General features: G+C 58.4%; 26 protein-coding genes. 13 read left to right on the top strand and 13 right to left on the bottom strand.

Annotated elements, in window-relative coordinates; all coding sequences use genetic code 11:
* Nucleotides 1-532: 532 nt before the first annotated feature.
* Genes AC5RUM_RS18320 through AC5RUM_RS18310 form a run of 3 tightly spaced genes read left to right on the top strand, consistent with a single transcriptional unit; the run spans nt 533 to nt 3995 of the window.
* Nucleotides 533-1060: a PadR family transcriptional regulator gene (locus tag AC5RUM_RS18320; RefSeq protein WP_494036287.1), complete on the top strand. Its 528-nt coding sequence runs from the start codon at nt 533-535 to the stop codon at nt 1058-1060.
* A complete protein-coding gene (locus tag AC5RUM_RS18315) occupies nt 1057-1770 on the top strand; it encodes an ABC transporter ATP-binding protein (RefSeq protein ID WP_494036286.1) in 714 nt (237 codons plus the stop codon). Before AC5RUM_RS18320 ends, AC5RUM_RS18315 begins: the two co-directional genes overlap by 4 nt.
* A complete protein-coding gene (locus AC5RUM_RS18310) occupies nt 1767-3995 on the top strand; it encodes an FtsX-like permease family protein (protein ID WP_494036285.1) in 2229 nt (742 codons plus the stop codon). The genes AC5RUM_RS18315 and AC5RUM_RS18310 overlap by 4 nt, the downstream gene beginning before the upstream one ends.
* A gap of 116 nt (nt 3996-4111) precedes the next feature.
* Here AC5RUM_RS18310 and AC5RUM_RS18305 read toward each other — a convergent pair whose 3' ends face one another.
* The gene (locus AC5RUM_RS18305) at nt 4112-4549 is read right to left on the bottom strand and encodes an Imm8 family immunity protein (protein ID WP_494036284.1); all 438 of its coding nucleotides are present in this window, start codon (nt 4547-4549) and stop codon (nt 4112-4114) included.
* Between the two features lie 996 nt (nt 4550-5545).
* A complete protein-coding gene (locus tag AC5RUM_RS18300) occupies nt 5546-6019 on the bottom strand; it encodes a hypothetical protein (RefSeq protein WP_494036283.1) in 474 nt (157 codons plus the stop codon).
* 181 nt (nt 6020-6200) lie between these two features.
* On the opposite strand from AC5RUM_RS18300, the gene AC5RUM_RS18295 reads away from it, so the two are divergent.
* Nucleotides 6201-6446: a hypothetical protein gene (locus AC5RUM_RS18295; RefSeq protein WP_494036282.1), complete on the top strand. Its 246-nt coding sequence runs from the start codon at nt 6201-6203 to the stop codon at nt 6444-6446.
* 871 nt (nt 6447-7317) lie between these two features.
* Here AC5RUM_RS18295 and AC5RUM_RS18290 read toward each other — a convergent pair.
* Nucleotides 7318-7446, bottom strand: a complete 129-nt coding sequence (locus AC5RUM_RS18290) for a hypothetical protein (RefSeq protein WP_494036281.1) — start codon at nt 7444-7446, stop codon at nt 7318-7320.
* Nucleotides 7447-7744: 298 nt separating this feature from the next.
* Between AC5RUM_RS18290 and AC5RUM_RS18285 the strand changes: the two genes are divergently transcribed.
* The gene (locus AC5RUM_RS18285; protein ID WP_494036280.1) at nt 7745-7972 is read left to right on the top strand and encodes a hypothetical protein; all 228 of its coding nucleotides are present in this window, start codon (nt 7745-7747) and stop codon (nt 7970-7972) included.
* Nucleotides 7973-8875: 903 nt separating this feature from the next.
* On the opposite strand, the gene AC5RUM_RS18280 is transcribed toward AC5RUM_RS18285, so the two are convergent.
* On the bottom strand, nt 8876-9106 hold the full coding sequence (locus tag AC5RUM_RS18280) for a hypothetical protein (protein ID WP_494036279.1): 231 nt from the start codon (nt 9104-9106) through the stop codon (nt 8876-8878).
* A 467-nt stretch (nt 9107-9573) separates the two neighbouring features.
* Nucleotides 9574-9795, bottom strand: coding sequence for a hypothetical protein (locus tag AC5RUM_RS18275; protein WP_494036278.1), 222 nt, complete (start codon nt 9793-9795; stop codon nt 9574-9576).
* 993 nt (nt 9796-10788) lie between these two features.
* Between AC5RUM_RS18275 and AC5RUM_RS18270 the strand changes: the two genes are divergently transcribed.
* A complete protein-coding gene (locus AC5RUM_RS18270) occupies nt 10789-11481 on the top strand; it encodes a hypothetical protein (RefSeq protein ID WP_494036277.1) in 693 nt (230 codons plus the stop codon).
* A 222-nt stretch (nt 11482-11703) separates the two neighbouring features.
* Complete coding sequence (locus AC5RUM_RS18265; protein WP_494036276.1) at nt 11704-13194, top strand: peptidase M16 family protein; 1491 nt, start codon at nt 11704-11706, stop codon at nt 13192-13194.
* Nucleotides 13195-13689: 495 nt separating this feature from the next.
* Here the strand turns inward: AC5RUM_RS18265 and AC5RUM_RS18260 are convergent, their stop codons facing one another.
* Entirely contained in the window at nt 13690-14589 is a 900-nt protein-coding gene (locus AC5RUM_RS18260; RefSeq protein WP_494036275.1) for a hypothetical protein, read from the bottom strand.
* A gap of 282 nt (nt 14590-14871) precedes the next feature.
* Here AC5RUM_RS18260 and AC5RUM_RS18255 point away from each other — a divergent pair, with 282 nt between their 5' ends.
* Together AC5RUM_RS18255 and AC5RUM_RS18250 are read left to right on the top strand one after the other, a co-directional pair.
* Complete coding sequence (locus tag AC5RUM_RS18255; protein ID WP_494036274.1) at nt 14872-15369, top strand: barstar family protein; 498 nt, start codon at nt 14872-14874, stop codon at nt 15367-15369.
* A 97-nt stretch (nt 15370-15466) separates the two neighbouring features.
* Nucleotides 15467-15871, top strand: coding sequence for a VOC family protein (locus AC5RUM_RS18250; RefSeq protein WP_494036273.1), 405 nt, complete (start codon nt 15467-15469; stop codon nt 15869-15871).
* A gap of 1133 nt (nt 15872-17004) precedes the next feature.
* Here AC5RUM_RS18250 and AC5RUM_RS18245 read toward each other — a convergent pair.
* A complete protein-coding gene (locus tag AC5RUM_RS18245; protein ID WP_494036272.1) occupies nt 17005-17610 on the bottom strand; it encodes a hypothetical protein in 606 nt (201 codons plus the stop codon).
* Between the two features lie 645 nt (nt 17611-18255).
* Here AC5RUM_RS18245 and AC5RUM_RS18240 point away from each other — a divergent pair.
* A complete protein-coding gene (locus tag AC5RUM_RS18240) occupies nt 18256-19113 on the top strand; it encodes an FG-GAP repeat domain-containing protein (RefSeq protein WP_494036271.1) in 858 nt (285 codons plus the stop codon).
* Between the two features lie 269 nt (nt 19114-19382).
* Here the strand turns inward: AC5RUM_RS18240 and AC5RUM_RS18235 are convergent, their stop codons facing one another.
* The 4 genes from AC5RUM_RS18235 to AC5RUM_RS18220 all read right to left on the bottom strand — a co-directional run bounded on the left by AC5RUM_RS18235 (nt 19383) and on the right by AC5RUM_RS18220 (nt 21827).
* Nucleotides 19383-19790, bottom strand: coding sequence for a hypothetical protein (locus AC5RUM_RS18235; protein ID WP_494036270.1), 408 nt, complete (start codon nt 19788-19790; stop codon nt 19383-19385).
* A gap of 171 nt (nt 19791-19961) precedes the next feature.
* Nucleotides 19962-20372, bottom strand: a complete 411-nt coding sequence (locus AC5RUM_RS18230; RefSeq protein ID WP_494036269.1) for a hypothetical protein — start codon at nt 20370-20372, stop codon at nt 19962-19964.
* Nucleotides 20365-20553, bottom strand: a complete 189-nt coding sequence (locus tag AC5RUM_RS18225) for a hypothetical protein (RefSeq protein ID WP_494036268.1) — start codon at nt 20551-20553, stop codon at nt 20365-20367. Before AC5RUM_RS18225 ends, AC5RUM_RS18230 begins: the two co-directional genes overlap by 8 nt.
* 224 nt (nt 20554-20777) lie before the next feature.
* Entirely contained in the window at nt 20778-21827 is a 1050-nt protein-coding gene (locus AC5RUM_RS18220) for a hypothetical protein (RefSeq protein ID WP_494036267.1), read from the bottom strand.
* Between the two features lie 896 nt (nt 21828-22723).
* Between AC5RUM_RS18220 and AC5RUM_RS18215 the strand changes: the two genes are divergently transcribed.
* A complete protein-coding gene (locus AC5RUM_RS18215; RefSeq protein ID WP_494036266.1) occupies nt 22724-22915 on the top strand; it encodes a hypothetical protein in 192 nt (63 codons plus the stop codon).
* Nucleotides 22916-23037: 122 nt separating this feature from the next.
* On the opposite strand, the gene AC5RUM_RS18210 is transcribed toward AC5RUM_RS18215, so the two are convergent.
* Both AC5RUM_RS18210 and AC5RUM_RS18205 read right to left on the bottom strand, forming a co-directional pair.
* Nucleotides 23038-23553, bottom strand: a complete 516-nt coding sequence (locus AC5RUM_RS18210; RefSeq protein WP_494036265.1) for a hypothetical protein — start codon at nt 23551-23553, stop codon at nt 23038-23040.
* 231 nt (nt 23554-23784) lie between these two features.
* Nucleotides 23785-24501 carry a hypothetical protein gene (locus tag AC5RUM_RS18205; RefSeq protein WP_494036264.1) on the bottom strand — a complete coding sequence of 239 codons (717 nt, stop codon included), beginning with the start codon at nt 24499-24501 and terminating at the stop codon, nt 23785-23787.
* Between the two features lie 730 nt (nt 24502-25231).
* Between AC5RUM_RS18205 and AC5RUM_RS18200 the strand changes: the two genes are divergently transcribed.
* Together AC5RUM_RS18200 and AC5RUM_RS18195 are read left to right on the top strand one after the other, a co-directional pair.
* Nucleotides 25232-25843 carry a hypothetical protein gene (locus AC5RUM_RS18200; RefSeq protein WP_494036263.1) on the top strand — a complete coding sequence of 204 codons (612 nt, stop codon included), beginning with the start codon at nt 25232-25234 and terminating at the stop codon, nt 25841-25843.
* 230 nt (nt 25844-26073) lie between these two features.
* Nucleotides 26074-26580 (top strand): hypothetical protein, encoded by a 507-nt coding sequence (locus AC5RUM_RS18195; RefSeq protein ID WP_494036262.1) that lies wholly within the window; start codon nt 26074-26076, stop codon nt 26578-26580.
* Nucleotides 26581-26593 lie beyond the last annotated feature (13 nt).

Genomic DNA, 26593 nt, shown 5'->3' with positions numbered 1-26593 from the left:
CTCAGTGGTCCACTCTCTGTTCTCTCCCTCCCTGGGAGTGATTACCGGCGTTACAATTTCAGCATTCTCATCAGGGCCTTGGCCTGCCTTTTGGATGACTACGACTGCACCTACAAGCAGAGCCGTAAGAACAGAGGCGAGGACGATGATCAGAGCCATTCTTCGCCCTTTTCTGGTGGCTTCCACGTTTCGGATGCTCATGGCTTTGGCCTCGTTCCACGTCGCCCTATACCAATGAAACTACGTTCAATCGAGCATCCGGTCTACGAAATCTCTCCGGTCGGAATGGAAAGGAGACCATGTGGTCGAGAACCAGTATCTGACCGTTATAGGTTCGGTCTGAGGGCGGCCGATTCCTTCTCCTAGCCCAATTCGATGTCTCGAAACTTCTGCTCCTCGAAACCCTAGTATTTCGAGGCGACCCTACTGTCGGTCGGGCTGCAGTCAGGCCTCCTCCGGACGAAGTGCTGAGTGGCAACCGGTATGCGGGTGAGGTGGCGGAAAGCTATAAACTCAGTGTATAGATGTGGGTGTGAACAATTCTCTCGCTTTGCTGGGGCTCCTGAGCCGGGAGCCCAGCTATGGTTATGACCTTAAGCATTCGTATGACCGCTACTTCGGCGCCGCCAAGGCCCTGGCGTTCGGGCAGGTCTATTCCACCCTCGCACGGATGGTCCGCGATGAATTGATCCGGGCACTTGGCGAGGAAACCGGCGATGGCCCGGACCGCAAAAAGTACGAGATCACCACCGCCGGCCAGAACAGGGTCCGGGAATGGCTCTTCACGCCGGATGTCCCCTCGGAGTCCCTGCAAAGCAACCTCTTTGCCAAAACGGTGATCGCATTGCTTCTTGACGATGATGCCGACCGGCTGCTCGACGTCCAGCGCAGCGAACACATGGCCCGCATGCGTGAACTGACGCGGCTGAAGGCGGACTCCGATGTGCTGCAGGTCCTTATGTGCGACCACGGCCTTTTCCATATTGAAGCTGATCTGCGGTGGATCGACCTCACCAGCGCCCGCCTGACCCAACTCAAGAAGGATCTCCAGAGCACATGAATATCAAGGACACCACTGCGCCCATTCTCAGTGCCAGCGGAGTGCATCACTCCTTCGGACAGACCGAGGCGCTGCGCGGTATCGATCTCGACGTGCAGGCAGGCGAAGTGCTTGCCGTAATGGGCCCCTCCGGATCAGGCAAGTCAACGCTGCTGCATTGCCTCGCGGGTGTGCTCGTCCCGGACAGCGGTTCTGTGACCTACAGGCCCGCCGGGCGTTCTGAGATGAAGATTGAAACCCTTGGGGAGCCGAAACGGGCCAGGCTGCGGCTGACCGATTTCGGTTTCGTCTTCCAGTTCGGCCAGTTGCTGCCCGAACTCAGCGCCGCCGATAACGTCAGCCTCCCGCTGCTGCTGGCCGGGACCAAACGCGCGGAGGCATTGCGCCGGTCAACCGATCTGCTGGACCGTCTCGGACTTGACGGCATGGGCAGGAAGTTGCCGGGGGAACTCTCGGGCGGGCAGGCCCAGCGCGTCGCTGTTGCCCGCGCGCTTGTGACGTCTCCTGCGGTGCTGTTCGCGGATGAGCCCACGGGTTCCCTGGATTCTCTTGCTTCAGAGAACGTGCTGACTCTGATGCTCGAGCTTGTCCGCGAGACGGGCACCACGGTGGTGATGATTACCCACGATGCCCGCACTGCGGCCTATGCAGACCGGGAAGTCATGGTGCGCGACGGCGCGATCGGCGCCGGCTACAGGGTGTCAGCATGAATCCCGGGTTGCTGAAACTGGCAATCGTCGGAAGCCGGTCCTCCTACGGCCGGCTCGCCGGCATCGTTGGCGGGGTCGCCGTCGGAGTATGCCTCTTATTGCTGCTGTGGGGCGGCGCCAATGGACTGACTGCACGTGATGACCGCGGCGCCTGGCTGCGCGAGGACGGCAGCTCATCCCAGCGTGGCCCGGTGGCATACGACCCCAGCTCTGCGGGGCAGCCAACACCGGAACCTCTGACCACTGAGAACGTGCTCATGAGATCGAACCCCATCGAAATCTTCCGTGATCACCTGATCAACCGCCGCGACTTCGCAGCGCTCAGCTCGACCACTGTCAAGATTCCCGGTATACCCGCACCTCCGGCTGCGGGGGAGTACTACGCGTCGCCGGCCCTGCAGTGCCTGATCGAGTCAACACCCCGGGACCAGCTGGGAGACCGGTTCGGGCGATTCGCCGGCATCATCGACGACTCGGCCCTGCCGGGTCCGGATTCCCTGGTTGTTATCACCGGTGCAACCGAAGCCGAACTCCGGCAGGGCGGGATGGCCGTCCTGGTCCCGGGCTTCACATCGAATCCCTACGGTGGCAATGCAAACTCGTACATCACGGTGATCACCATTGGTGCCATCGCGGTGTTCTTCCCCGTTCTGCTGCTGATCAGCATCGTTACCGGACTCGGTGCCGCCCAGCGGAGAGAACGCTTCGCGACGCTTCGGCTGATCGGCGCATCGCCGCAGGTGATCTCACGCATTGCCGCGATTGAAACCGCCGTTCCCAGCCTTATCGGTGCCCTCCTGGGCGTTGTGCTGGCCACGTTGCTGAGGCCGCTCGCGGCGCAGGTACCGGTCAACGGAACCAGACTGTTCCAGGAGGATCTGACCACGGGTTGGGTGGGTCCGTTAGCAGTTGTCGGGTTGACCGTGACGGCCTCCGCCGCGGTCGCCGCGTACCGCACTTCCAGGGCAGGCATTGGCCCACTTGGAGTGACGCGGGCTGTGCACGAAAAGGTGCCATCGATGTGGCGAATCATTCCGTTGCTGGCCGGACTGGCCGCTATGATTACGGCAACAGTCCTCATCCGGATCCTCCAAGTGCGGATCCCTTGGCTTGAATCATTGCTCCTCGTCGGGGGTTTTGCGCTGGTCCTCGCCGGCATCGTGGTCATCGGACCGTGGCTGACTTTGCTGGTGAGCCGGACAGGGCTGCGCGGTGCCCGGAGTGCGTCGGCGGTTATTGCTGCCAGTCGGATCGCCAAGACGCCAGTTGCGACCTTTCGCTCCGTGTCGGGTCTGGTCATTGCGGTGTTCGTGGTCTCTGTCTTCGCCGGAGCATCGAGCATCATCGAAACAACCCAGGTTCCTGAAGCCCGGCCGGGGCTCCTGCAGCCGACAAGTCTCCACGCAACGTTGGGTGATGGACATTCCTCAGCTCAGGTAATGGACGTCGCACAGCACGCGGTCGGACGGCCTGGAATCGAGAGCGCGGTCATTGGCTACGCAGAAAACAGCTTTCGCCAAGGTGCCGTCCCTGAAATCTACATTCGTGCAAGCGACGCCGCCGGCCTGGGCTTCGATGACATCCCGGAAACCGGTCTAGTCACCTTCGACTCATCCTTCCTCTACTTCTGGACGACCCAGCCCGTGCCACTGAAACCGGCCCCCGGCGACGACCTGGAGGACCTTGTACCGGTCGTCATGGTAGTTGGAACCGACGGGACGGCCGAAGCCATGGACCGCGCCCGTACTGTCCTGAACAGCTCAGCCGTCACCGCCCAGCCTTCTTCCTCGCGACTGGATAACGAGCTGCAGAGCAGTACCCGTCTCGTTTACGGCTTGGCAGTACTCGCATACCTGGGCATGTTTGTTGCCATCGCCATCGCTGGGGTGTCCCTGGCCGTTGCTACTGCCTCCGCCATCCTGGACCGGAAGAGAGTACTGGGCCTGATGCGGTTGATGGGGATGCCGGTGGCTGTCTTGAGACGGATTATCCTGCGTGAGGCAGCGGTTCCCCTTCTGACAGTGCTGTTCCTCTCGATCGGACTCGGGTTCTTCATTGCCTGGCTGATGGTCACCAGCATCGACGACTCCTATAAAGTCACCTGGCCGGCGCCTGATTACTTCATGGCACTGGGACTCAGTCTGCTTCTGGCTCTGGGAGCCGTGGCCGCCACATTCAGTCTCATCCGAAGCAACACGGCGATTGCAACTACACGCTTCGAATGAAGCACACTCAGGCTAAGAACGAGTCAGTATCGCGTCCGAAAGCAGAGCCAGGATGTAGAAGGTGGATCAACGTCCCATTTGACGTTCCCGGAAAGAGTCGTTCGTGACTTCCTGGTTTATGGTGCAGGAACTTCCCACGGATCGGGTGACCAATACGCATCCGTCATGTTGAACTCAGATCGTCCGAATCGTCCTAGTGCAAGGTCAAGTTCCTCCCATGACTCAGCCGATACCTGAGCAACCGCAGACCGAAGAAAAGACTCGATACTGTGTCGGTCGAACTTGGCGACAACCACCTGCCCGTGCCCGGCTATGCAGGGCTGGAAGTTCATCCGCTGCGTCAGTTCCTCTATCGTCGTCACGGCTATCTCGTACCTCAGTACTGCAGTCTGCCCAGGCGACGTTACGTACATCTCCAAGAGAGTCGGGAAGTCAGGAGTGGCTGTGTCGTCCTCAATGTCGGTCCACTGGAACTGCTTTACTTCCGCGAACATGCCCCTAAAACCCCTATCCAGCCTTGGTTGAATATCCGGATGGTATCTGACGAAGATCATCCTCCGCCGACCTGAACCGCCAGGAGCTGGGCGGGGCACCGTAGAAGGTTCGGCTCCCGGTAATCCGACCAACGCGAAATGGGTGTGCTTAGGATGACCACATGAGCCTCCCCGAAGATCCCGACGAACCTCTGCAGAAACTGCCAGCGGGAATACCGCGAAGGTACGCAGAATATAGGCCAGTCACCGCCATTACAAGCTCAATTAGGGGGTTGTAGTGCCGGGCGTATTTGTCTTTGGTCTGTTTGCCATTGTTTTAGGTCTCGTTTTCTGGGCCGTTTCCGCTCCACTTTCAAGGGCTGCCGCCCGCAGTCGCTCGTACAGCAAACCATCCGCTAACCAGGAGCCATTCAGGCGCCGAACCATTATCTGGATTCGCACGTTGGGGTCCCTTCAGATAATTCTTGGACTTGGATTCCTGATATATGGGTCTTTTGGAGGTCGCTAGAAATTGAGGGTCATTGGAGCGCTTGTCCTTATCCTTGTTGGAGCTGGATTCATTCTATTCGGCCATGGCTCTTCTAAGTTCTTGTTTTCGTTTGTCCACACATTCGCCCCCTTAAGAGACAGAGAACGCCTCGTATTGAAGTGGATCAGTGTTGCTTCCCTTGTCTGGGGAGGAATCCTCGTTGTCCTCGGCGTACTAATGGCCATGGGCATGGTCTTTTCATGATCTCCGAAGTGATGTGATTTTGCTTTCCCTGAACTATTTTGAAGCCATGAGTACAACGCCATCTTCGCGCTATGGACCCCAGAGTCTGAACTGGTGCTTGCTCATAATTGGGATATGTGTCGTCCTGCCACCGCTGCTGCGCTTGGATAGGGAAGGCTGGACCGGTCTTAACATCTTCTTCGTTGTACTTGGCATCGCACTGACTTGCTTTTCGGCCGCGAGGCTCCTTCTTCTAGACCAGAAGAAGGAGTCGGAACGTGGCAGAAGGTGAAACGGGAGCCCCACAGAACGTTCCTCACGGGGCAGCCGCCACGGCCGGCTGTTCAGTCCTCATCGGGGTCAAAGACATAGAAGCTCTTTTTCAGCGCAGCGATCAGTGCTCGCCGTCTCAAATGAGCGCATTCCCGGACCCTCTTCTTGCAATATTCATCAACGAGCCTCATATCAAACTCATTCTGAATCAATGCCAGATGCTTTCCATTGAGCAGAAACCGCTGATCGGTCTCCTCAAAGGTAGGAGAGCAGACCCGCAGCTGCAGCAAGTCGGCTAGCGGGAACCAAATGGAGTAGTGGAACTGTTTCCATCGTCCAAGTAACGCCCGCATCAGTCGGTTCTCATTAACCAGGTGGACTGTGACTACCGTGGCCCAAGCATCCCCGTCTCGCCCGAAATGGTCACCGGTGAAAATTCGCTTGTCCTCGTCATCGATGATCCATTCGGGCAGGGGACTGTAATCGCATTCTTCGTACAGATAACGGATTCGAATCAACTTGTCACCACCTGCGTCATGAGTCACAGTGTTCCAGATGCTCGCTGCCGGCCCGCAAAGGGTTCGGCTGACGGCCGGCCTTGGACATATGGATGCGGTCACCTGTTGACACAGGTTTTCTCAGGCCGTTCCATGTGAGGACGGGGAAGCACTCTCTCTCTCCGTCCCCGTCGCTAGCACCCCGGCATTGGACAAAGGACCGCCACAAATGACCCATGAAATCGCTGAGTGGCTAACCAGGATTCTTCCGATAGTGTGCCTGACGGGGATCGGCATATTCGTGTATGTAGCAGCGAAGCGTCGGGCTCCGACCACCTATCCTCCCGGCAGGGGAATATGGTTCTTCGACCGCGAGGGAAACGAAGTTACCGGGCGCAAGCGCATCGTCCTGACGAGCCTAACGGTGCTTGTGCTGATCAGCCTCTTGTTGGCCGCGATCCTCCCTTGGCTCTGAGCCGCAACCGCCAGAGGAGCATCGAGCTGAACTCAGCGCCCGGCGACGGATTATTGTGGAAGACGGCTCTCAAAAGTTGCCGGTCACGGAGTGTGGCTTTCTCCTTGATCCTGAGGGGCACTCTTCCGCCCGTTTGACGTTCCCGAAGGGAAGCAATGGACTAGACCTAGCGAACTGTGCCGTGAAGGGTTCCCCATCGGCCAATTATGGCTGGACTCTCCTGCTCATGACATAGCTGTCGACACCGGTGGTGGTATCGCCAGATCAGAGGTTGCATGCTGTGATGATGGCAAGTAATTTCGCCAACATTCCTTAGCGACACTGGGAGCCGAAAATGCAGACCCAAAGGTCCTCCGTTGGCACCGGGATGGAGGCGTGATTGCGAGAAAGGACCTCCTGATCATCGGGATCTTCGCTGCAGTAGTCTCGTGTGTCGGAGTCTCGCAGCTACTTTTCCAGAGCGGTGGAGCTATGCTGCTGATCCTTCTGGCGCTGCTTTCGGCCGCCTGGATATACGTGATCTGGCGAAGGCCGGCAGAATCAGAATCCGCACCCACAGGGCCTGTCGAAATGACTTCCAGCAAACCGCCCTCACTGATGCCTGGGCGCGAAGCCATCGCTCCAGGTCTGTCCAAACACGTCGTGGCCGGGTTTATCTACATTGCTGCCTTGTGCGGGGCCGGCGTAGCGGTCACAGGAGGGACGATGGGAACCGTCGCGCTAGTGACTATTGCGGTTCTCGCCATTATCGGGGCGGTCATTATTTTCCTATTTGGACAAGCATCGCGCAGCCGAAGCGGCCAGGCTTAGCCGGCATCGTTCGGCTTTGATCTAAGACTGGGCTATTTCGACGCGTCTGTCCGTTCAAGGTTTAGTCCTTGCTGGCTCTCGCTACATGCACGAGGCGCCGCGTGAAGTAGACGATGGCGGCCATGCTCACGATTGCCAAGGTCCACGTGCCGGCTATGCCGAGCGCTGGGCCGCTAGTGCAGGTGCTCACTGCGCCGGACTCGATTGTGTAATCGAAGCACTCGCCTCGCTGTAATCCTAGAAACGAAACGTTCACGATCATCACGAGCAGGATAGCGACGGCCGAAGGCCACCATCGCGGTGAACGGAATCGCGGCGATACCTCCATGCAGTCACCCTACCGACGGGGCCACCTAATATCTGCCCCTTGAAGGTTCGTTTGTGAACTAGCCAGCAGGTCAGTTTATTGTCTTGCCCGCTGCGACCTTGAGGCACAGAATGAGTCCACTGCCGGCGATCTGACCGGCAACGATTTGAAGGCGGACCCCATGAAACCGCTCGAATACCCTCGAGTGTCGCTCGTTTGGGCAGGAGTGGGCATCTTACTCTTTCTGACATTGGCTTTGATGGAAGCAGCTTCCGGTGCGCCAACATTGCGTCTAGCTGGCTACTTTGTATTACTACTCATCGCTATTTGCCTATTTGTCCGAGCGCTGATGACCATTCTGGGCAAGACACGACCGCGCGCAGGTATCCGCAACCCAGGTCGAGGATGAATCATCCGGCGATAGGAGCAGCCAATTACGGGTCCCTCGCGGTCGGTCCTCGCTGAGAGACGTCCTTGATCGCGTCGACCGGCCCAGTGGAGGTTCGGCCTCTGGTCATAGCCGGAATGCCATTGGCCGTGCACGTTGTATCGCTGTAAGTGCCATGTACTGCTAGAAGTTCTGCTAGTACGCTCGGCACGTCAGGGAAAGGGCCAGCATGGCTAATCGGAATGGCATGAACATGAAGCTGCGAGCCGCTTTTTTGTTGCCTGCGGCAGCCATCATTCTCGCCTTAGGGATACTTGCGGCTTCCTTTCCAGATCTCCTCCGGCCACTGACGTTCGCGATGCCTGTTGTTCTGCTCCTAGCTCTGGGCGCTCTGTTCTTGACCGAGCGGAAGCGACGACGGGCCACCGACCGGACCAGATAGCCCTTCTCTCAGCGCGCCGATTCACTTACCTGTCGGCAGTAGTGCCCCGGGAACGCATACCTGTCCCGGTTCGCGTTCCTGGAACGGTGGTGAGGCCTCTCCTTGGCTGGGCTGAAATACTAGGACGATGTGGGCTCGGAAGAGAAAAAACCCTTGGTATGGGGATTGCTCAGAATGCGGCCATGACTGGCGGGAGCACCTACCCAACGGCGATGGGCCATCGGTATGCAGCGAATGTGAATATGAAATCGAGCATGAGCTTCCTGAAGCACCCGCGCGGGCTTGCACTCTGCAAGCGCCGAAGGGAGTACAGGCTTAGGACCCCGAGCCGGGACGTTACAGCGGAGCAGGTCCGAGACTAAGACAGGTGACACGACGTGTTCCGGAAGGCGTTCCCCGAAGAGACGAAGCGCCCGGGCCGGCCACCGGCTAACGGGACGACTTCGCGACTGGGCCCTGACGGGACGCCGCCAGGTTGTTCCTTATCGGATGATCGGCGCGCCTATAGCGATAGAAACACCTATGACGATGACAAGCGCTCCGAACATGGCCAAACCTATTGCGCAGAAGCGCCTCAAACCCTCAGAAGTAATATCCTTTCTGAAACCACGCAACTGCTCCATCATCGAACGGGCAAACCGGTTTCGAGCCAGGATAATCAACACACCGAAAACGACGACCACTCCGCCATGTACCAAGGTCTCGAGAGTCACGTTGCTGTCCCTGCTCCCCAGAAAAAGTCATAGATCAGCACGGCTGCTCCTCCGACTATCGTGAAACCGGCCAACAAATTTTTATAGAGCAACTTTCGACGCAAGTATCGGTGAACGTCCCCATCAGGGTGGCTCCGCAGATATGATCGGGCTGCCCACCCCTGTAGGAGGCGCCCCAATAAAAGCATGGCAAATCCGCAAGCGAGCCAGCCTAAACCAACCACCGTTGCTTTAGACATCTGATCCTCCGGCAATTAGAGAACATGCTTGAGCACTAAAGTAGCCCAGTCCATCTCCTTGCGGTCGAAAAGACGAAACACCCTTCAGGGCTTTGGATACCAAGCTTGATCTTATTCTCCCTCTGGAGCCAGACAAAGAATCCAGAAGCTTGTCAGGAACAAATGGTACCGGTAGAGGTTCCTATTAGGTTCGTGCAGGATCTTCCGCCCCTAATTGGGAGAAAACGTTTAGTCCACGATCACGAGATCGGTCAGGGCAGCATGCGGATGAATGTACGAGTTGACCTCCAACCCGTTGACCAGCCCCTCTTCATGCCAGATGAGTACGGAGAGGGCGCCGGTACCTTCGCGGACGCCAAAGCCAAGCGGGCGTTCAGTACTTTCGGGAAGGCGCTGAACGTCTCCCGTAACCTCAATCTCGAAGCACTCCCCGCAGCCCTCCATAGGCACAGTTTTGCACCTAGCGAAGTGCGCCTTCAGCACGGATGCGAGATTCCCGGCATGCTCAACAATTTGCTGGAGGATGGCCTGCTGCGCGTCGGACGGTCGTTCCAGGTGCTCAGCCTAAGGGCCGCTCTGCTTAAGCTCCACGACCAGAGACGGACGGCGGCCGGGCTGTTCCCAGCTGCTGACGCCGCTCGGTGTTCCTCGGCTGGATCCTCTACGGGACGCTACTTACGGTCCTGCGCCAATTGCTTAGGGATCGGGTGTTGGATTTGAGAGACACCGTTCATTGAGGAGTTCTAGGCTTGCTTGGCTGGCGGCCAGTTGGAGTGTGGTGTTGTCTGATCTGATTGTCATCACGCGTCCTCCGGGAAAAACAGTCCAGGGGGCCTTAGCAGGCTCTCCGATGACCGTGGGAAATGAGTAGATTTCCAGTGGCCCGGCGAGAGGTCCGTTTTCGCTTGCGCCCAGCTGGAAAATCAGTCGGTTTGGCTGTGCTTTTGCATAACCTCGGGCCCATCTACCCCGAAGTCCCGATCCGGGCTCGCGGTGGGCACATTCGAAAAGGCATCTTTCCGCGTCCCGAACTGCTCGCTTCTTGCGCAGGGGAGCAATGACAATGAGCTCGATGACAGTGATTAGGACAATGCCAGTCGCAACAACGACGACCAAAGTAGGCCACCAGCCCAAGACGGACTGCAAAGGAACGAAGAGGACGCCGGCCAAGACGACCAGCGGCAAGGAACCGAAGGCGTCGTATGCCCGTTCCAGCCGGCTCCTGGGTGTTGGTTCCAAGTCTGGTTCGCGCATATGTAACCTGCTTCCTGTGATGTCGGGAGTCTAATCAACAGGACGGTCTCTAGACATGGCTCATCGTGACGGGAAGCCGGCATAGTCGAAGGACCCATGCTGCACGTAAGCCGATCGGCTTACATGCACAGTGGCGAACGAGGAGAGCGCTCCGATGCAGATACTCAGGGCGTAGGTAAGAATGGGCGTGTGCCTCCCATTCCTGATGCCCACCTTGCAGCATTCAATAGCCTGATGCTCCGGGCACGGCAACTCTTCGGTGATGCCGTTACGGAGGAATTGATCGCCCCGGATACACATCGACTACCCAGCTTCCGGGTCGGCGACCTGTCGGTGATCGCTGAGCAGTGGCTCGTGGTCGCGATCTCACCTGGCTCCTATCCGTTTGTTTACGCTCGGCGGTGGGAGTTTGACTGGGACTCCGATCTTGATGAGGCGATTGCTGTGCTCGAGAGTTATCAGGAAAGGTTCTTGCTGGCCCCCAGTGCCGGGGATATTTTCGCGGCCCGACTTAGAGCACTGGTGGGCAGCGATGGTGAGGTGGATGTGGCAACGGATCAGCCTGAGTTTGACCGGAGCCTAACAGTGCGGCCATGGCGTTCCGGGGCAATGCCGCTCAAGGTCCACATCATCAGCGGTTACCTCCTCGTCATTGACAGTGACCACCTGGGCTGGTGGACTTTCGGGGGTGATTACAAGTCCGACGGCGTCGCTGAAGGGTGGAAAGTGATCGAGCAGTTACTCGTTCGGGGCGGCATTGTTCACAGCACACGTCGCTTTTCACAAATTCTAACCCCTGAAGGTGACGTCGTCAGCGGACCGCATAGCGACGGCGTGCGCACCCGGCGCACTCAGAACCTCCACTACGCTCCGTACCGTTAGCACGCGATGGACCGTATCGAACCGCGGGATCTCGATCCTGCTGATGCCCTAGGAAACGACCCGGTTGTCTCAGTGGAGGATAGAGCTGAGCGCAGCGCATTAACACATCGATTCTGCCCGAGTGAGGGTTCCTCACGCGGATGTTGAACCGCTTCCTGGCCGGCATCTATCCCGTTGCATCTGGCAAATAACTGAACGACTCGATCTGCAAGACTGTCACCCATGATGCAGACGGTGAACTCGAGCTCCCACAACGGGATTACCTCATTCTGGCTGGACCGGGAAGGTCTCTGCACTGGCACCTTGATATTCGGCGTCGGAATGCGCGATGAATCACCAACGCTTGCCGGAATCACTCATCTTGTTGAGCACGTGCTTTTGCGCATGGCGCAGCCCGCAACGGTGGTGCACGGCGGTACCGTGACCACCGACTCACTCCAGTTCTACGCCCTGGGCAGGGCAGAGGATGTCGCCGGTTTCCTCAATGCCATCGCGGCCGCCGTATCAACTTTCGAAGCCGTAACAGATGAAGTCATCTCCCTTGAAAAATCCGTCCTCGAGGCCGAGGATCCGCACAAGTTCAGTACTGTCTCCAGCGGCTTGCTGACCTACCGGTACGGGCCCAACGGCGTGGGCGCCGCGCAATTCGGGGCACCGGCCACCGCCGGTCTGACCAAAGCTGAAACCACCGAATGGGTCTGCCGCTGGCTAACCGCCGCCAATGCGGCTCTCACCTTCACGGGCCCCTTGCCCTCCACCTTGGACATCCGTCTGCCATCGGGGAAGCCAGTCAGTCATCATCAGAATCCGCCGCTCATCACGGCTCCGACACTGATCAGGTCCCGGAAACAGGGCGTCGCGCTGTCTCTTCTGGTGCCATCACAAAATGCCGATCTCCTCTGTGAATCACTGCGATACGAACTACTGACCCGGCTTCGGCATGCAGCCGGAATCATCTATTCCGTAGAGAACTTCACAACCGCGATCGATACCGACCAGAGCCAAGTTGATCTCATTCTTGATCCGGTCCGGCAGAACAGCATCCCGGCTCTCAGGGAAGGCGTAAACACCCTGCGCGGCATCGTAGATGCAGGGCTCAGCGAGGATGCCGTCCAGTCAGCACGGCACGCCCTGACGGCCGAATTGGGATGGGACGATTACGTTCCCCAGGACTACCTGGACCAACTGGCAATCGACACCCTGCTCGGACGGCGCAGTCGGGACCGACAGGAACTCCTCGACCGGGCGACAGCCATTAGTTCCGCCGAACTCACAAAGATCCTGAGAACCAGTATCGGTTCGCTGATCGTCGCATTGGATAAGTCGGTGAAGCTTTCCAAGGCAGAGGCCGGGAGCCTGGGGCTCGCGATAGATCGTTATGAAATCTGGCATCGGAACAACACGCCGAAGAATCATCAGTCGGCAGCAGAAGGCGACGCTGAGCATCCAACGTGGCGACACAAATCCACCCACACGACGTTGACACTTACCCCAACACGCCTGATGACTCACACCTCCGGCAAAACGAAGACGATCTTCTTGGCCGACGTCGCCGTCGTCGGTGACCGCAGCTGCGGCTGCATCTCCCTGATGGACCAACGAGGCAGAAGCTGCGACCTCAACATGCATGAATGGAAAGCCGGCAAAAAGCTCAGGAGGCAACTGCTCGAAGCATTCCCGCCCGAGATCATCCGGTCCTTTCCCGAAGAATAGAGGCCCGAAAGTCGGCCTTGTCGGTTGAGTCGACAACCGGCCCGTAAAGCGTTCGTAGCCGAACAACCGCCATGGCTGGCCATTCACTGAGCCGCACTGCGGCCTCCCATCCACCCTGGTAAAGAGAGCTTGCTGCACTGGCGGTTTATTCCCCGGAATCTTCATTCTGATGATCTTCCGAGTGACGGTGGATTAAGGGATCACCTACGGCCTCTAGGACGCCCTGAGCTATGGCCACGATGACCTCCACAAGCACGGACATGCGACCAGAATACGATTCATCACCGGATATACATACCGTGTAGATGGAACCAAAAAGCCTTGACTTCGTTTCAAAGCCACGGAATGGAACCCTGTTTAAATGGGTCGACAGCCCTCGTGAACCGATAGAGACGTTCGGTTCCCGCTGATGGTGGCGGTCACCCTGATTCGCCTGACAGAACCCCTAATTACAGATCCAGAGAGCCGTGAGCGTTCCGGATCCCGATTTCTTGGCTACTTCGTCTCGGGCAGCTCTCGAGTGAACCTGTACTTCTGCTGCACTTTGCGCAGCAGTACGGTCATGTCCTCGACCACGAGCTGGCGGATGTCCCTCTCTTCGGTTTCCAGGATTCGGTCCCGATTGGGAAAGATCGTTCCTGTCACAGTCAAACCGGATTTCCTAACGCGGGTCGAGGTCGGAGTGTCTCCGGTATGCATCGCCAGCGCACCTGGATAGAGGCTTCGACTCTCGGCGATGCTGAACTCCAGTAACCGTAGTGGCCCGCTCAACCACCATTGACGCCACTCCGGGGATGCGTTCATGTCCATTTCCACTTCTCGCGCCGTCGCTCTATACAGCTGGACTCTATGAGGGGCGTGCTCAAGTTGTTCCAAGTAACTGATGAACTTCCGATCCGCCTCGCGGGGAGCGAGGGGCCAAGGCGTTTCGGTGCTGCGCTCGTATGCGTCCTGGAAGGCGTACTTGAGACCGTTCCCTGCCATGCCTTCGAAGAAATCAAAGATCGCCGGGCGTTCCGGATGGGCCACGAAGTGAAAGTCCGCAGGCGGTGGGTCATTGCCGACAAGAACCCGGTGGAAACACCAGCCGAGAAGCCATGATTCATAGCTCATCTCCACACGTTCTGGACGGAAATTCAAAAAAGGAGGACCTGTCGGATCGAATTCTTGAGGATCGCCTGTCTCCGCAACAAAGTGTGCATCGAATAATGCCTTTGGCTCCCGTCTGCCTGCCCAGTGTTTGAACAGAGCTGAGGCGCGCTGGGAGGCTTGCTCGTATAAGTCGATGGTCGTTTCGGGACTCTCCGAGCGCAGTCTCTTGGCCAGCGCATTGGACTGCGGGCCGGGATCACGGTTAGCCAGGCGGGCCTCTGCCACTAAATCCCTAAGATCCATCACACTCCTTCACCAGAACCGAAGCCGGCAGCGAGATATAACGCCTGGCCGGGAGCGCCGTCCATGACCGGAACCCAAGATGACAGTACTAGGCCGGAACCTTCAAACGCAGCTTTCAGGAAGGGCCGCCATGCAGCCGGACCGCCGGCGATCCTGGTCCTATCCGCACCGGACAAGGTTCCCCAAGGGGACGGCGGCAGAAGAGTTGGCGGAACCTGTACGGTGACGTTATGGCCATTTGGGACCCCGCTGACGAGCTGAACAGACGAGCTGAACCATCCCTTGGACTTTCTCCTCATACAGAGCGGCTTCGTCAATCTGTTCTTTCAGCAGACGATTCTGGAGGAAACCACTTCCTGGCTTCACCGCCACGGTTATCGGATCGTAGCTCTGGACGCCGCGTCATGGCACACTCCGGCTGATATGCATACGGATATCGCTGCCGCTCTTCAATTTCCCGGCTACTACGGCAGCAACCTTGCCGCACTCAATGATTGCCTTGGTGACGTCGCTATTCGTTCATATGGATGGTCTGAGTCAGACGCCGGGCTCGTTTTGGTAGTCGAGGGGTATGACAAATTCGCAGCCAAGGATCAGGCCACTGCCCACAAGCTCCTGGACATTTTCGCCCACCAGGCCTCCTGCGCAGCCTTGTTCGGTCACCGTCTCATGTGTCTGGTAAGAAGCTCAGATCCACGGCTTCAAGTCGCCCCGGTCGGTGGAACACCCGTCAATTGGAACTTTCGCGAATTCGAGAGCTCAAAACGCCAAGTCGACTGAGGCGCTTTCGGAGCGTTCAACGTTCCCGGAACTGGACTTGAGATGCGGGAAAGAGCGATTGAATAGCACGGCATTGGACGCGTGAAAGACTCACAAAGTGAATGACAAGTCAGAAGGTGCACTGCACCATGTCGAACTGTGGGTGCCGGATCTCAAGAGAGCCACCAGAGAGTGGGGCTGGCTATTGTCCACCTTGGGGTACGCGCACTATCAGGCTTGGCCAGATGGAATCAGTTGGGCGAAAGACTCTACGTACATAGTTCTAGAAGAATCGCCGGATTTGAGTGGCAGGCATCATCAACGAACAGCGCCTGGGTTGAATCACCTGGCGTTCGTGGTAGCCAACCGGTTGCGTGTGGACGCGATGGTGAGAGACAGTACTGAGCACGGCTGGACCTCTTTGTTTCCTGAGAGGTATCCATACGCCGGCGGGAGTGAGCATTACGCCGCCTACCTCGAGAACTCAGACGGCTTCGAAATAGAGCTTGTGGCTGCTCAATAGGACCAACTCACTGCCTATGCCCTCAGCGATGCCCCATAGAAGGTTCATCGAGTAGAACTCCTGATTGCACTACGCTTGCCGGGTCGGTCGATGCCGGGGGCCCCGACCCAGGTGTGTTTTGCTCTGCTAGCCTCGGCAAGGTTACAAACGATGGTTTTGGGGGAGCACGGGCAGTGAAGAACAGCATGCAAGGGACTCTCGTACTGGGAGCCAGGCAGCGCCTTACCGGCGCGCAAAAATGGTCGATCGCTCTGTCGCTTATAGGAGCAGTAATTTGCGTGCCAGCGGCAGCCTTCTTAGGATTCGCCCTCGGTTATTACCACTCCCGGATGGAGTGCACACCCCAGACGATGGGTTCAGGCTGCTATGAAGGGGACCTGCTATATGCCAGCGTGATCTTCATCGTCCTTTTTGCCCCGTTCTTCGTAGCGTCCCTCAACGTGGCTTTACGGCATCGCAAGACGAGCCGACGGCTGGCCAACTGGTGGCCGCTCTCCGTCCTATCCGCGGTACCGCTAGCAGTCATTGTGCTGTCCGTCCTCTCTGCTACCGCAAATCCAAACGAATACTTCTAGCAGCCGAAATCTCGAAGGATGAGCCGAATCGAACCGAGACTGTCCCGCGAAGGGTTCCCGAAAGGACCACCGGAACCGCCAATTTCAAGCTGCGATTTTCTCAGAGCCCGGATACGTGCCCCGACCGTCGCCGGCTGAAGCCCTCAGTTCAGGAATCTAGCTCCACATGGTCGCGGCCCTTCCTAGAGTGCCGCCACATGGCGTAGTTGGCGATAGCCAACACGAGCGACATGACGCTCAGCAATACGTAGATGGGGGTTCCATCCGAAACCATGAAAGTAAATGCTGACCATGTCACGGTCGATGCGGACCATAGGATTGTCATAAACAAGAGGATGCGGGAACTGGGCCGCTCGGGCTTTTTGCCAGGTTCGGTCAGGCCCACGGCGTCCGTCATGTGCAACCAAGCGTTGCGCGGCTTACGGCCCGTCATGACCTCAACCTAGCCCAAGCCAAGACTTTCGTCACCAATGCAGGAATCGGGCTAGAGAACTCGTTTACGGTTCCGCGCGATCGTTCTCCCTTGGTCAAGCCAACGGCTGGTGCCTTGAATAGCAGTCAGTCGACGGGGCTCAAAGCAGACTGCACCAGGATCATGTTGTTTCCGTACTTGCCGTTCATTTGGCGCTGGAGGTCTCCATCGTCGTATATGACATTGAGAACGAGATAGCCTTTTTCGATCCATGAGCTGAGCACGGATGAGCCAGTCGAAGACTGCAGCTCAAGCTGAATCTGCCCCAACCGCGATTCGCTGCCGGCGCCGTTCTCGTCCACCAGGGGTTTATCGCTGGGAAGCGGGCTGCTGTGCGGGGATAAGGCAACGGGTTTGTCAGTGAGTGTGAATTCATTGCCGTCCCACGTTCCGGTGACGGCATAGGATCCCCACGTGACCCCGGCTGCGGTGGTGGAATCATTCGCTGCGGACCATTCCCAGTTCCGGAGGATGGGACCGGTGCATTGTGGGGGATAGGATTCTGCAACGGCGCCTAGGCAGAGCTGGGGCAGATCCTCACCTTTTTGCAACACCGTGCCCTGCCCCATAAGTTTCCGATCTGAGGGCATCGCTGATGCGGAATTAGAGGCAGCAGGTGCCACTTCTGCGGCACATCCCCCAAGAAGCACCGCTGCTACGGCAACAGCACCCAACGTCCAGAACCAGGCCATGGCGACATCATCTCGTACTGTTCAAGCTGGTGAAATGATCCTGACCGAACTAGAGCCGCATTCGTAATGTTTGTCTGCCACCTACCGTTCCACAGGAAGGGCCGGAACTTTTCAGTCTCTCTGCCTGTTCCAAGACTCGGTGACCTGCCTAGCTTCCAACGTCCGGTCATGGTTCCACCCATGGGCCAGGACAAGGTCCTATTGGTCCATACTCGAATGCGCTGATGGTCCTACTCAGACCAGCGTTCCCGGTAGTCATCAGCGACCAGCAGGAATCGCCGTCGATGGATGCGTTCTCCCATGATGGGATCCCCCTTACGGGCACTGTTGCGACACGGGGCAACCAAAAAACGCAGCTGGATAGCGATCAAATCCACAAGTTCAGAATGTGTTTTTCACTGCTCGACGGGCGGTCTCCAACATGCGAATGTCGAGGGCCGCGTTCTTGGTTCCGGAGCACTGAACGCGCCTCTTCGGGTCCACGGTTCCCGACAGACGCCCGGAATTTTTCACGGAAATACCGGTTCGGTTACAAAGTGTTCGGACGCACAGAAATGCTTTCTACATTCGATGGAAAAAGGGTAGTCTCCGTGGAAACACATCCAGTGTTTCTACGAGCAATATTGGGGAAGGCTCAGCATCCACGTGAAAAAGACCATTCGTACCAGAGCAGGGCTGGCAGCCATCGTTGCCGCCCTGTGCGCCTTTACCTTCAGCGCACCTGCCCAGGCAGCAGACTTGCCGCATACCAGCTGGAACTTCTCCATTGACTCAACAGCCAATGTGGTTGCCTACGATCAGAGCGGCACCCTCTGGTCCTATGCCTGGATGACTCTGGGCGTGACGCCGCAACGGCGCGCTATTGGGCCGGCTGGAGCCCCGATCCCGAAGGCCTTTTTCGTGACCAACTGGAACTCTGACGCGGACGGTGTTCCGGACCTGGTTGTGCAGAACCAGGACGGCACCCTGACATATCGTGAAGGAATCGCCACCGGCGGATTCAAGGACCACATCATCGGCGCTGGCTGGCGGAACTATGAGATCACCGTGGCCACGTGGAAGAAAACGGATAAGTACCCGTCCATCATCGCTAGGAATAACGCCACCGGTGAGCTCTTCCACTACGGCAACCCGTCCGGCAAGGGCCTGTCAGCACGGGTGAAGATCGGCAACGGCTGGAACGGGATATCCTTCAACCTGCTGGACTGGGACAAGGACGGCAACACCGACGTCGTTGCCAAGAACTCCTCCGGCTACCTGAAGCTGTACCGCACCAACGGCGCTGGCTCATTCATTGCAGAGAAGCGCGCAACCATCGGCAACGGATGGAACACCATGAGCTCCATTCGCGCTGTCTCCGGGCTCCACGGCAGCGGCACAGTCGGCCTGAGAGCACGCGACTCGGCCGGCGTCCTTCACTACTACCAAGCGAACAAGAGCGCCTGGGCTACCCGGGAGACATACACCGGCGGGTGGAATACCTACACCATCGCCGGGAACTGACACCTGCACCAGGTCTGCACGATTACAGCTGACCGGGTGCCTGTCCTCTCTTCAATACTGAATCGGTGGCCGGATCAGAGTCTGCTCCGGCCACCACCATGATCCGCCCCTGCAAATTGACACTCATCCGAGGCCAAGAGTGTCTGCCGAGAACAGCCTTTCGCACCGCATAAAGGGCCGATGTCGCGAACCTGTATAAGGAGCGCACACCTGCGATTTACCGCTGACAGAACAACGCCAAATACCGCTGCGATTCACAGGATCTGGAACTACGCGGCCGGCGGGGCAGGTGGTTTGGAGGGGCTAGCCAGGAAGGCACCAAGTCGCCTACCGACATCCTCGGTCATCCAGAATGAAACCCGTTGCTGACCGTCCGCGGCCTCAATGTTCAGATCCACCGCGAAGCCGAGCTCGTCCCCTATAGTCGGGCTGACACCGAAGCCAATCAGCCGGTTGCGGTCCGGGAGATCCGCTCCCGTGAGAAGGCTGATTCCTGTGGACTCTCGGGCACCGTTTTCAGGTGGCAAGCCCGTGCCACCATGGACCATCCAATGAGCACCGCCCTCCAAGACCGCCTTGTGTCCGGTACAGACAGGCACTTCCAGGTTGGAGCCGGGCATGAGCTTGAAGACACTGGTTGGGGTCTCGGGGCAGCGCAGCACAGAGCATGTGGTCATGTTGGCGATGCTACCGAAGGGAGGGGCTATCTGAGGTCAGGAACTCCTCCCTGGAGGAGGCAATTCGGCAAAGTGGACACCAGATTGCTGGGTTGCCCCGTGCAGGGTTCCCCTCGGGAGCTAACCGAGCCGCGAGCTTTGCACCTGAAGTAGGCTGGCAGCGGCCCGGGTTCAGCTCATGGGAAAGACTTTGAAGGAATCCTTATTTCGCTTCACGCCCCAAAGACGTACAGACCCGTCCGGTCTCTTGACAGCTATGGACCGTTGCACTTTCAAAATGTCCACGTCTTGTGGGTATTCCTCTTGGGTATGCGCGGCAAACTCTTCTGCGAATCGGTGATTGATAAGGGGTGCAAGCTCTCTCTGCTTCCGCCATCCATAGATGGAACAACCTAAGAACAGTGCGAACGGGATTAGCGCAACCATGAACCAAGGCAGGTCGGGAACACCTGGTGCCCCGAATAAGGCGACACCCCACAGGATCCAGAACGCCAAGAAGAAAACCGTGGCCAGAGTGCTGGCAGTTCTGGTTTTCCTCGCCTCGGGAAATGCGACTGTGAAGGCTGCACTGCTGTCATTCATGAGGCACTCCCGGATCCTTACGCGTCTCCTGCCTCAGACTAATGCCATTGGGGTCGGAAAGCAGCAGGTCGCCCGTCCGCAGGCTGGTTACCAGACCTGCTGATTGCTGGACAAAGGAAGCCAGCACCAGGCCGTTGCGGTTAATTTCCCTGGCCTGCGAGTCGGGAAGTCTGGTGATCATACGGATGCCCGGTCAAGGTTCGACCTACGGATTGTGGGCGAGGAGATGATTCCGATGACAAATCGGCAGTATGGATGTGGGCCCCGATCATCGCTGGTACCCCCGACAGTGACTAGGGATCCAAGGCGGCAGCTCATTGGATGGTCCGCAGGCGGATTATGGATTTGGCCGGTCCTACGAGAGTAGTCAGAAGGAGGGACCAATGGCCAGCCTAGATGCGCGGGTCATCCTGTCCAGCTATCGAGGTCGGTGCGCTGCTGCTGCAGGTCGGGCTGGTCCCCGAAGAAGTCGATCAGGATGTCAAGGGCCTCCAACGCTTGTTGGCGGCCGGTGTCGTCGATTTGTCCCGTCAGACGGAGCAGCGTAAAAGCGGAAGCGGCAACCAGGGTGGCGTCCTCGTACCATTCTTCGCCGCTCGGGTTCTCGTCCCATCCGCCGGCATCGGGGAAACCGGCCAAGGCCAGGACGTCTGTGACTGTGGCGTTGTTCGGCAGCTGGTCGCGATCTTGCGCCACCGAGTGGAGCATATCCCAGCCCTCGTCCGTTCCGAATGGAGCGAATTCTCCTGCCGGGTCCCCATAGATCGGTGCCGAAAAGTGGCTGGAAAACGCGGGGTGGGCATCGGGAAGGTTCTGGTCCGCCATAATTTCCTTCGGTTGGGTGCAGTCGGCTTGTCGGCCGTTATCCGTCGCGGAGGAGACCGAGTTTCTGGATCGTACATCGATAGAGGCCTGCGTTCTACAGCCGCCGTCTGAATTCCGGGGGGCAGATCGAAGTGGCATTCGAGAGTCCCGCGATTTGGCGCCGTTCAGGGGTTTGAACTCGCCACCGAGTTCTTGCGCCAGTCTCTTCAGGTCCTTACCGCTTGGAGGCTCTTGTAAGCCCTCGGACAGGTCCACGACCAGCCAGTTCTTGCCCTCCACCATAGACAACGGTTGGGTGGAGTTCGCGTACACCTCGTAGCCGGCTTTCCGAGCATCGTCGCTCTGGAACCATTCGACTTGGACTCGGTTTGAACACACTGCGTATTCGGCTGAGTAACCTGCCAGTTCCGGATTGATGATGGGGTCCGTCTTGGGCTCTTCCTCGCATCCGATGACTTCGGAGACGGCTCGACGGGCATCGTCGATAGAGCCGAATTCCTTAGGCTGCAGAATCGCTGAGGTCGGCGGGGCGGCGGATTGCTGCCCGTCGACGCCACAGGCTGACAGCGTGCAGATTAGCCCTATCATTGCGGTAGTTGCCGCGTACTTGAGCTTGCTTGTGATCATCATCGACACCCCATCCCCCTGGAGGTTAATTGCCCCCATCCTCGCATACGACCCGTGAGCCAAGTCAGGTGGTGGTAACGAGAATTTGGCGGTTAAGCGACCGGCCAGGTTCCCTTATTCTGGCATTCAGAGGAACTCTTGTGAGATGGGTTTACAAGCGAATTTTTGGGACATGACCTACTTCACTGAGACGGCTAGCGTCGCAGAAGTCTTCATTGCCGTTGTCAGCGCCATCTTCCTCGTTTTCTGGGGATTGCTGATCTGGTTTTACCGCAGGAAAGGGGAAAGCCCCTTTCGAGCGGATGCCCCAAAGCTTTTCGTATACTGCGCAAAGGGCCTTCCCTGGCTCATTGGGGTGATCTGCCTACTTTGCACAGTCTGGGCTTTCACTCCCGGGGATCTGTGGTGAACGTTGATCAGGGGTCCGTTCAGCGTTCCTCACGCGGATGGTGAACCGTTTCCCAGCCGGCAGCTATCCCGTTGCATCTGGCAAATAACTGAACGACTCGATCTGCAAGATTGTCACCCATGATGCAGACAGTAAACACGAGCTCCCACAACAGGATTACCTCATTCTGGCTGGATCGGGAAGGTCTCTGCACTGGGCACCTTGATATTCGGCGTCGGAATGCGCGATGAACCTGCGGTCACAACTCAATAGGAACTAACCACGACCACCATCCCGGTAGCGGTTCGACTTATGGGCACCAAGGGGCGACATATAGCGTCGCGAAAACCCCCGCCATTTATCGCTGTGATTCACAATATTGGACGCGCTGGAAGATCCTGTTGCCCCGTGCGCGGAGGCATCCAGGCTACTGGGGGAAGATTGCAGGCGGGTTGGAGGAGAGGAGAATTGAAGGGAGGGCTGGCGAAGCAAGTGCCGAAGGAGTGACCCGATGAATTTCCCATTTAGCTTCACCTCGAGTGCCCTGTGTTTCCTCTTCGTAATGGCCTTTCCCGTGGCATACGACAAATTCAGTCAGGAGCCTGACATGACCAACCGGCAGGCCCTATCCGCGGCGCTCGGAGTCAGCGCACTCCTCATCGTCGTAGCCCTACTACTCTTCTCGCTGCTGGGATTTCCATAAGGGAGCGGGCCCGAGCCTAAAGGCGGAGGGGCCTCGCCGTCCTCGGCTCTGCCAACCGCGGACGTGCAACCATAGCGTGGGCTGAAGCCGGGACAGCAGCCAACGTCCGGTATAGGTTCGGCTCACGACAGGCTTGAGGGCGGTTGAGGAAATCTTCTTTGGGTCTTCTGTCCCCATTTCTTCCAACCAGGCAGGGGAATCAGTCCGAACGGAAATTCGTAGGTGTTGGTCTTCACGGTGGAGCCATCGGGCAAAGACACTTCCACGTGGATGCGTCCCAGGGCCTGAACCTCTTTGGAATTCCCAGTACAAACTGCCCGCACGACATCCTTGACGAACTGCACGTCCTCATCGGTCCAATCCAGCTCCCACCGGGCGCGGCCATCACCGTACGACAGCAGCAGCTCAAGTTCACCAATACAAGCCAAACTCATCCGTTTGCCTGCGTCATCCGTTGCATGAAAATCGGTCTGCGCAAATGGGAAGGAGCGCCCGTCGGGTCCGTCGTCGCTGACTATGATCGCCACATCATGCAGGGAACATTGAAGGTCCTTCAGCAGCGCGTCCCACTTTTCCCCGACCATACGCGGACAATACTGACAACGGCGTGCCTGCACCAGCAGTTTTGTCGATGCCATTCACCGCTCGTTCGCCAGAGTCGAGTTCGCCCTGGACCATTCCACGGTTCGGCCGAAAGATAAACGTGAGCGCGACTCCTGATGGGTCAGAGAAGCCCAGGTTTGACCGCCACAAACGTGGCCAGCGGACCGCGTCTCACATCGAAGAGTCAAGGGATAGTGGTCCAGCCGCTGCCCGTCGGGATTCGACGGCGACGGGCAGCGTGCAGCGCCTACGGCGCCGACGGCTCGTCAGCCGGCGGCGAGGGCGGCGTTGACAAGGGCGGTCAGCTCAGGTGCCGAGCCCGCCGTCACGGCTCCGACGGCACCGGTTTTCGCCGCGCAGGCTGCCAGTGTTCCCTTGACGGCGCTGACCGTGACCGTGGCCTGCTTCTGGCCAGTCGAGAGGGTTTGGATCGTCAAAGTGCTCACGGACTTGTCGCCGTCCACCGCGGTCTCGATGGGTTTCATTTCGCTGGTGATTTTCTGCCCCTTCAGCGCGACCGTGAACTTCGAACAGTCACCAAGCGCCGTCTCACTCTTGTTGAACTGGGTACTCATGACCGCCGGGTCTTTGACAGCGAACACCGTCACGACCGTTGCCGTTTTGGCCTTCGCCGCCAGGCTCGCCCCGGCCGCGTAGGTGCTGCCCTCTGGAACCTGGGCGTTGTTGTCGGCCAGCACACCGCAGGCTTTCGGGGTGATGACGGCGGTCTTGAGCATCTCCCGGGCCGCTATCAGTCCCTGGTCGATCTGGGCTGCCGGGACAACGGTCAGGGGCTGTCCCTGGGCATCCTTGAGGCCGGCGACGATGGTGGTGAGGTCCTCATTGGTATAGGACTTCGGTGCCGGTGACGCCGGGGATGGGCTCCCGGACGCGGTGGCACCGGACGGGTCGGAGCCACCGCAGCCTGTGAGAGTAAGAACTGCTGCGATCGCGAGGGCGGCTGAAGCATTGCTTCTGTTCATGACTGGATCCCGTTCACTGTGCCGGCCAGCCCGCGGGTTTTCGCGGGCTCGTTCCGGAACTGCGCCGTCAGGTGCCGCGAGCTGGCGGAACAGCACACCGCGCACGCCGGCGATGTTTGAATCGGTCAGGGCCAGCCCTGCACGGACCGTGTCCTGGCGTAGTGATCCCTCTTTTCACCGCTGGCTGGCGCGATTGCTCAGAGCCTACGACGTCAGCCCCGCCAGCGCCAGAGCCGGCGAGAGGTGCCCTCTCGGATCACATTCTCACTCGGGCCTTTCACTGCATTAGGCGGACTGCTTGGCGGCCTGAAAGTCGCGCTCCTGATGACTTGGCCATATCTGGAAGGCAAAGAGAATCAGCACTGAGGGCCGGAAGCTCAGAAGCATCCAAAAGCCAAGAAGTCCTACGGGTTGGTCTCCCGGATAACGTATCGAATCCCATCAATTGTCCTGTTCCTGTTTACTCTCCCGCTGGCACGTGCTGTCAGGCGCGAGGGGATGCGGATCCGCAACGCAGAGTCGGGGACCAGCCCAGAAAGCGACCGCTGAAGGTTGCTCCTCCGCAACGACCGAAGCCGACAAATTGAACTGTGAAAAACCGCCATGCTGGACTAACAGTCACAGGTATTGCCCCGAACTGGCTCTGCTTGTCCGGCCCGTCGGCCTGTCTGCAAGAGCTGCACCTTTCTGCGGCGCCGCCGCCACGTACTCGCCAAGCTTTGCCCTGTTCATGCAGGAACTGACTGTGCAACACTTCAGCATGAACGATCCAAGAAGCCGGATTCTGCCACTCCTTCGCCAGGGCGAACGGCTCCTCTGGGTTGGTCAACCCGACCCCAAGGTCCGCTTTACAGGCGCTGATGCGTTTCTCGTGCCTTTCAGCATCCTCTGGGGTGGATTTGCGGTCGTATGGGAAATCATGGCCATCACCAGAAGCGAGTCACCTTTGTTCGTTATTTGGGGAATTCCATTCGTCTTGGTGGGCCTGTACTTTATTTTCGGCCGTTTCATCGTCAAAAAACGGCGGAAGATCGCCACAGCCTACGGACTCACAGATAGTCGGGCGATCGTTTGCACAGGGAACAGGTCAGTTGCTGATACTCCCGTAAGGGCTATGCCAACAAAGGTGGACAGGTCCAAGGATGGCCGACACGTGAGTGTGACTTTCGGGTATCAGGGCGCCATGGGCATGTTCGGCATGTATCAGAACACGGGGTTGGACTTCTTCAGCCTTGGTCTGGGACAGAATGTCGCCTTTTTTGACGTCCCAGACGCCGACGGCTTGCTGAGGGTTTTGGACCAGGTCCAGGCGGGGCGAGGTGCAGCAGATCCATCCTTTTGATCGTTAGTGGCAGGCGCGGAAGGCTCGTCCAGCCCACGATTACTGTCGCGCTGAGGGTTCGTTGACCGGTGCCTGCGAGAGCCGGACACTGGCCACTGCAAGGGCAGGGGTTCAGCCGCGAGGGAGCAGAGTGTCGCGATTCAGGCAATAAGGTCAGCGCCAGGCGCCTTTTTCGGATAGGTTGGCACCCAATAGCCTGCCCACTGTTCCCCATGTATAGGACGCCGGTTGTGGATGAATCCTTTGAGGCCCTGCTGTCGATTCTGACCGCCGTGCGGAACTCCCTCATGCAGCGCAGGCTGGGCGCCAGCGTCGATCAGGTGGACACCGATGGGGGTGCCCGACAGTCAGCAGAGGTTATGGTCAGCTGCAGCGGCAGGGCCTGGACGGTTACCGACGAAAACAAAACTTGGTCGTTCACCCCCGCCCGCGGCGGCAGGATCGAGTACAGCACCGGGGAGGTCGAGCAGGCGCCTCGGGACCGGGACGATTACCTCCCCCCGGAAGTCGCTTTGTTCTTCCCGTTGTCCATGCGCATCTGGGGCGGAATCCCGGACGACTTCCGGGTGGCGGGAGCTGAAGTGGAAGGTGAAGGAGTCAGGCTTGCCCTGGTTTCTACTGAAGACCCCCGCTTCACCGGGTCGGCGTTCGTGAACACCAAATACGGGGTCATGACCGAGTACGTGACGCCGGCGCGGACGTTCCATGTCCGCGACCTTGGCCGGCTCCCGCGCTAATGCCTTGTTTGAA

The organism is Arthrobacter sp. B2060, from assembly GCF_059090445.1.
The sequence above is the reverse complement of the archived record's forward strand: the minus strand, read 5'-3'. Positions and strand labels throughout refer to the sequence as shown.

Bases quoted from the DNA above. Each gene is read 5' to 3' on its own strand.
- AC5RUM_RS18315 (WP_494036286.1), top strand. From the start codon at position 1,057: ATGAATATCAAGGACACCACTGCGCCCATTCTCAGTGCCAGCGGAGTG.
- AC5RUM_RS18310 (WP_494036285.1), top strand. From the start codon at position 1,767: ATGAATCCCGGGTTGCTGAAACTGGCAATCGTCGGAAGCCGGTCCTCC.
- AC5RUM_RS18305 (WP_494036284.1), bottom strand. From the start codon at position 4,549: ATGATCTTCGTCAGATACCATCCGGATATTCAACCAAGGCTGGATAGG.
- AC5RUM_RS18295 (WP_494036282.1), top strand. From the start codon at position 6,201: ATGACCCATGAAATCGCTGAGTGGCTAACCAGGATTCTTCCGATAGTG.
- AC5RUM_RS18285 (WP_494036280.1), top strand. From the start codon at position 7,745: ATGAAACCGCTCGAATACCCTCGAGTGTCGCTCGTTTGGGCAGGAGTG.
- AC5RUM_RS18265 (WP_494036276.1), top strand. From the start codon at position 11,704: ATGATGCAGACGGTGAACTCGAGCTCCCACAACGGGATTACCTCATTC.
- AC5RUM_RS18260 (WP_494036275.1), bottom strand. From the start codon at position 14,589: ATGGATCTTAGGGATTTAGTGGCAGAGGCCCGCCTGGCTAACCGTGAT.
- AC5RUM_RS18245 (WP_494036272.1), bottom strand. From the start codon at position 17,610: ATGGCCTGGTTCTGGACGTTGGGTGCTGTTGCCGTAGCAGCGGTGCTT.
- AC5RUM_RS18235 (WP_494036270.1), bottom strand. From the start codon at position 19,790: ATGACCACATGCTCTGTGCTGCGCTGCCCCGAGACCCCAACCAGTGTC.
- AC5RUM_RS18230 (WP_494036269.1), bottom strand. From the start codon at position 20,372: ATGAATGACAGCAGTGCAGCCTTCACAGTCGCATTTCCCGAGGCGAGG.
- AC5RUM_RS18225 (WP_494036268.1), bottom strand. From the start codon at position 20,553: ATGATCACCAGACTTCCCGACTCGCAGGCCAGGGAAATTAACCGCAAC.
- AC5RUM_RS18220 (WP_494036267.1), bottom strand. From the start codon at position 21,827: ATGATGATCACAAGCAAGCTCAAGTACGCGGCAACTACCGCAATGATA.
- AC5RUM_RS18215 (WP_494036266.1), top strand. From the start codon at position 22,724: ATGAATTTCCCATTTAGCTTCACCTCGAGTGCCCTGTGTTTCCTCTTC.
- AC5RUM_RS18210 (WP_494036265.1), bottom strand. From the start codon at position 23,553: ATGGCATCGACAAAACTGCTGGTGCAGGCACGCCGTTGTCAGTATTGT.
- AC5RUM_RS18205 (WP_494036264.1), bottom strand. From the start codon at position 24,501: ATGAACAGAAGCAATGCTTCAGCCGCCCTCGCGATCGCAGCAGTTCTT.
- AC5RUM_RS18200 (WP_494036263.1), top strand. From the start codon at position 25,232: ATGCAGGAACTGACTGTGCAACACTTCAGCATGAACGATCCAAGAAGC.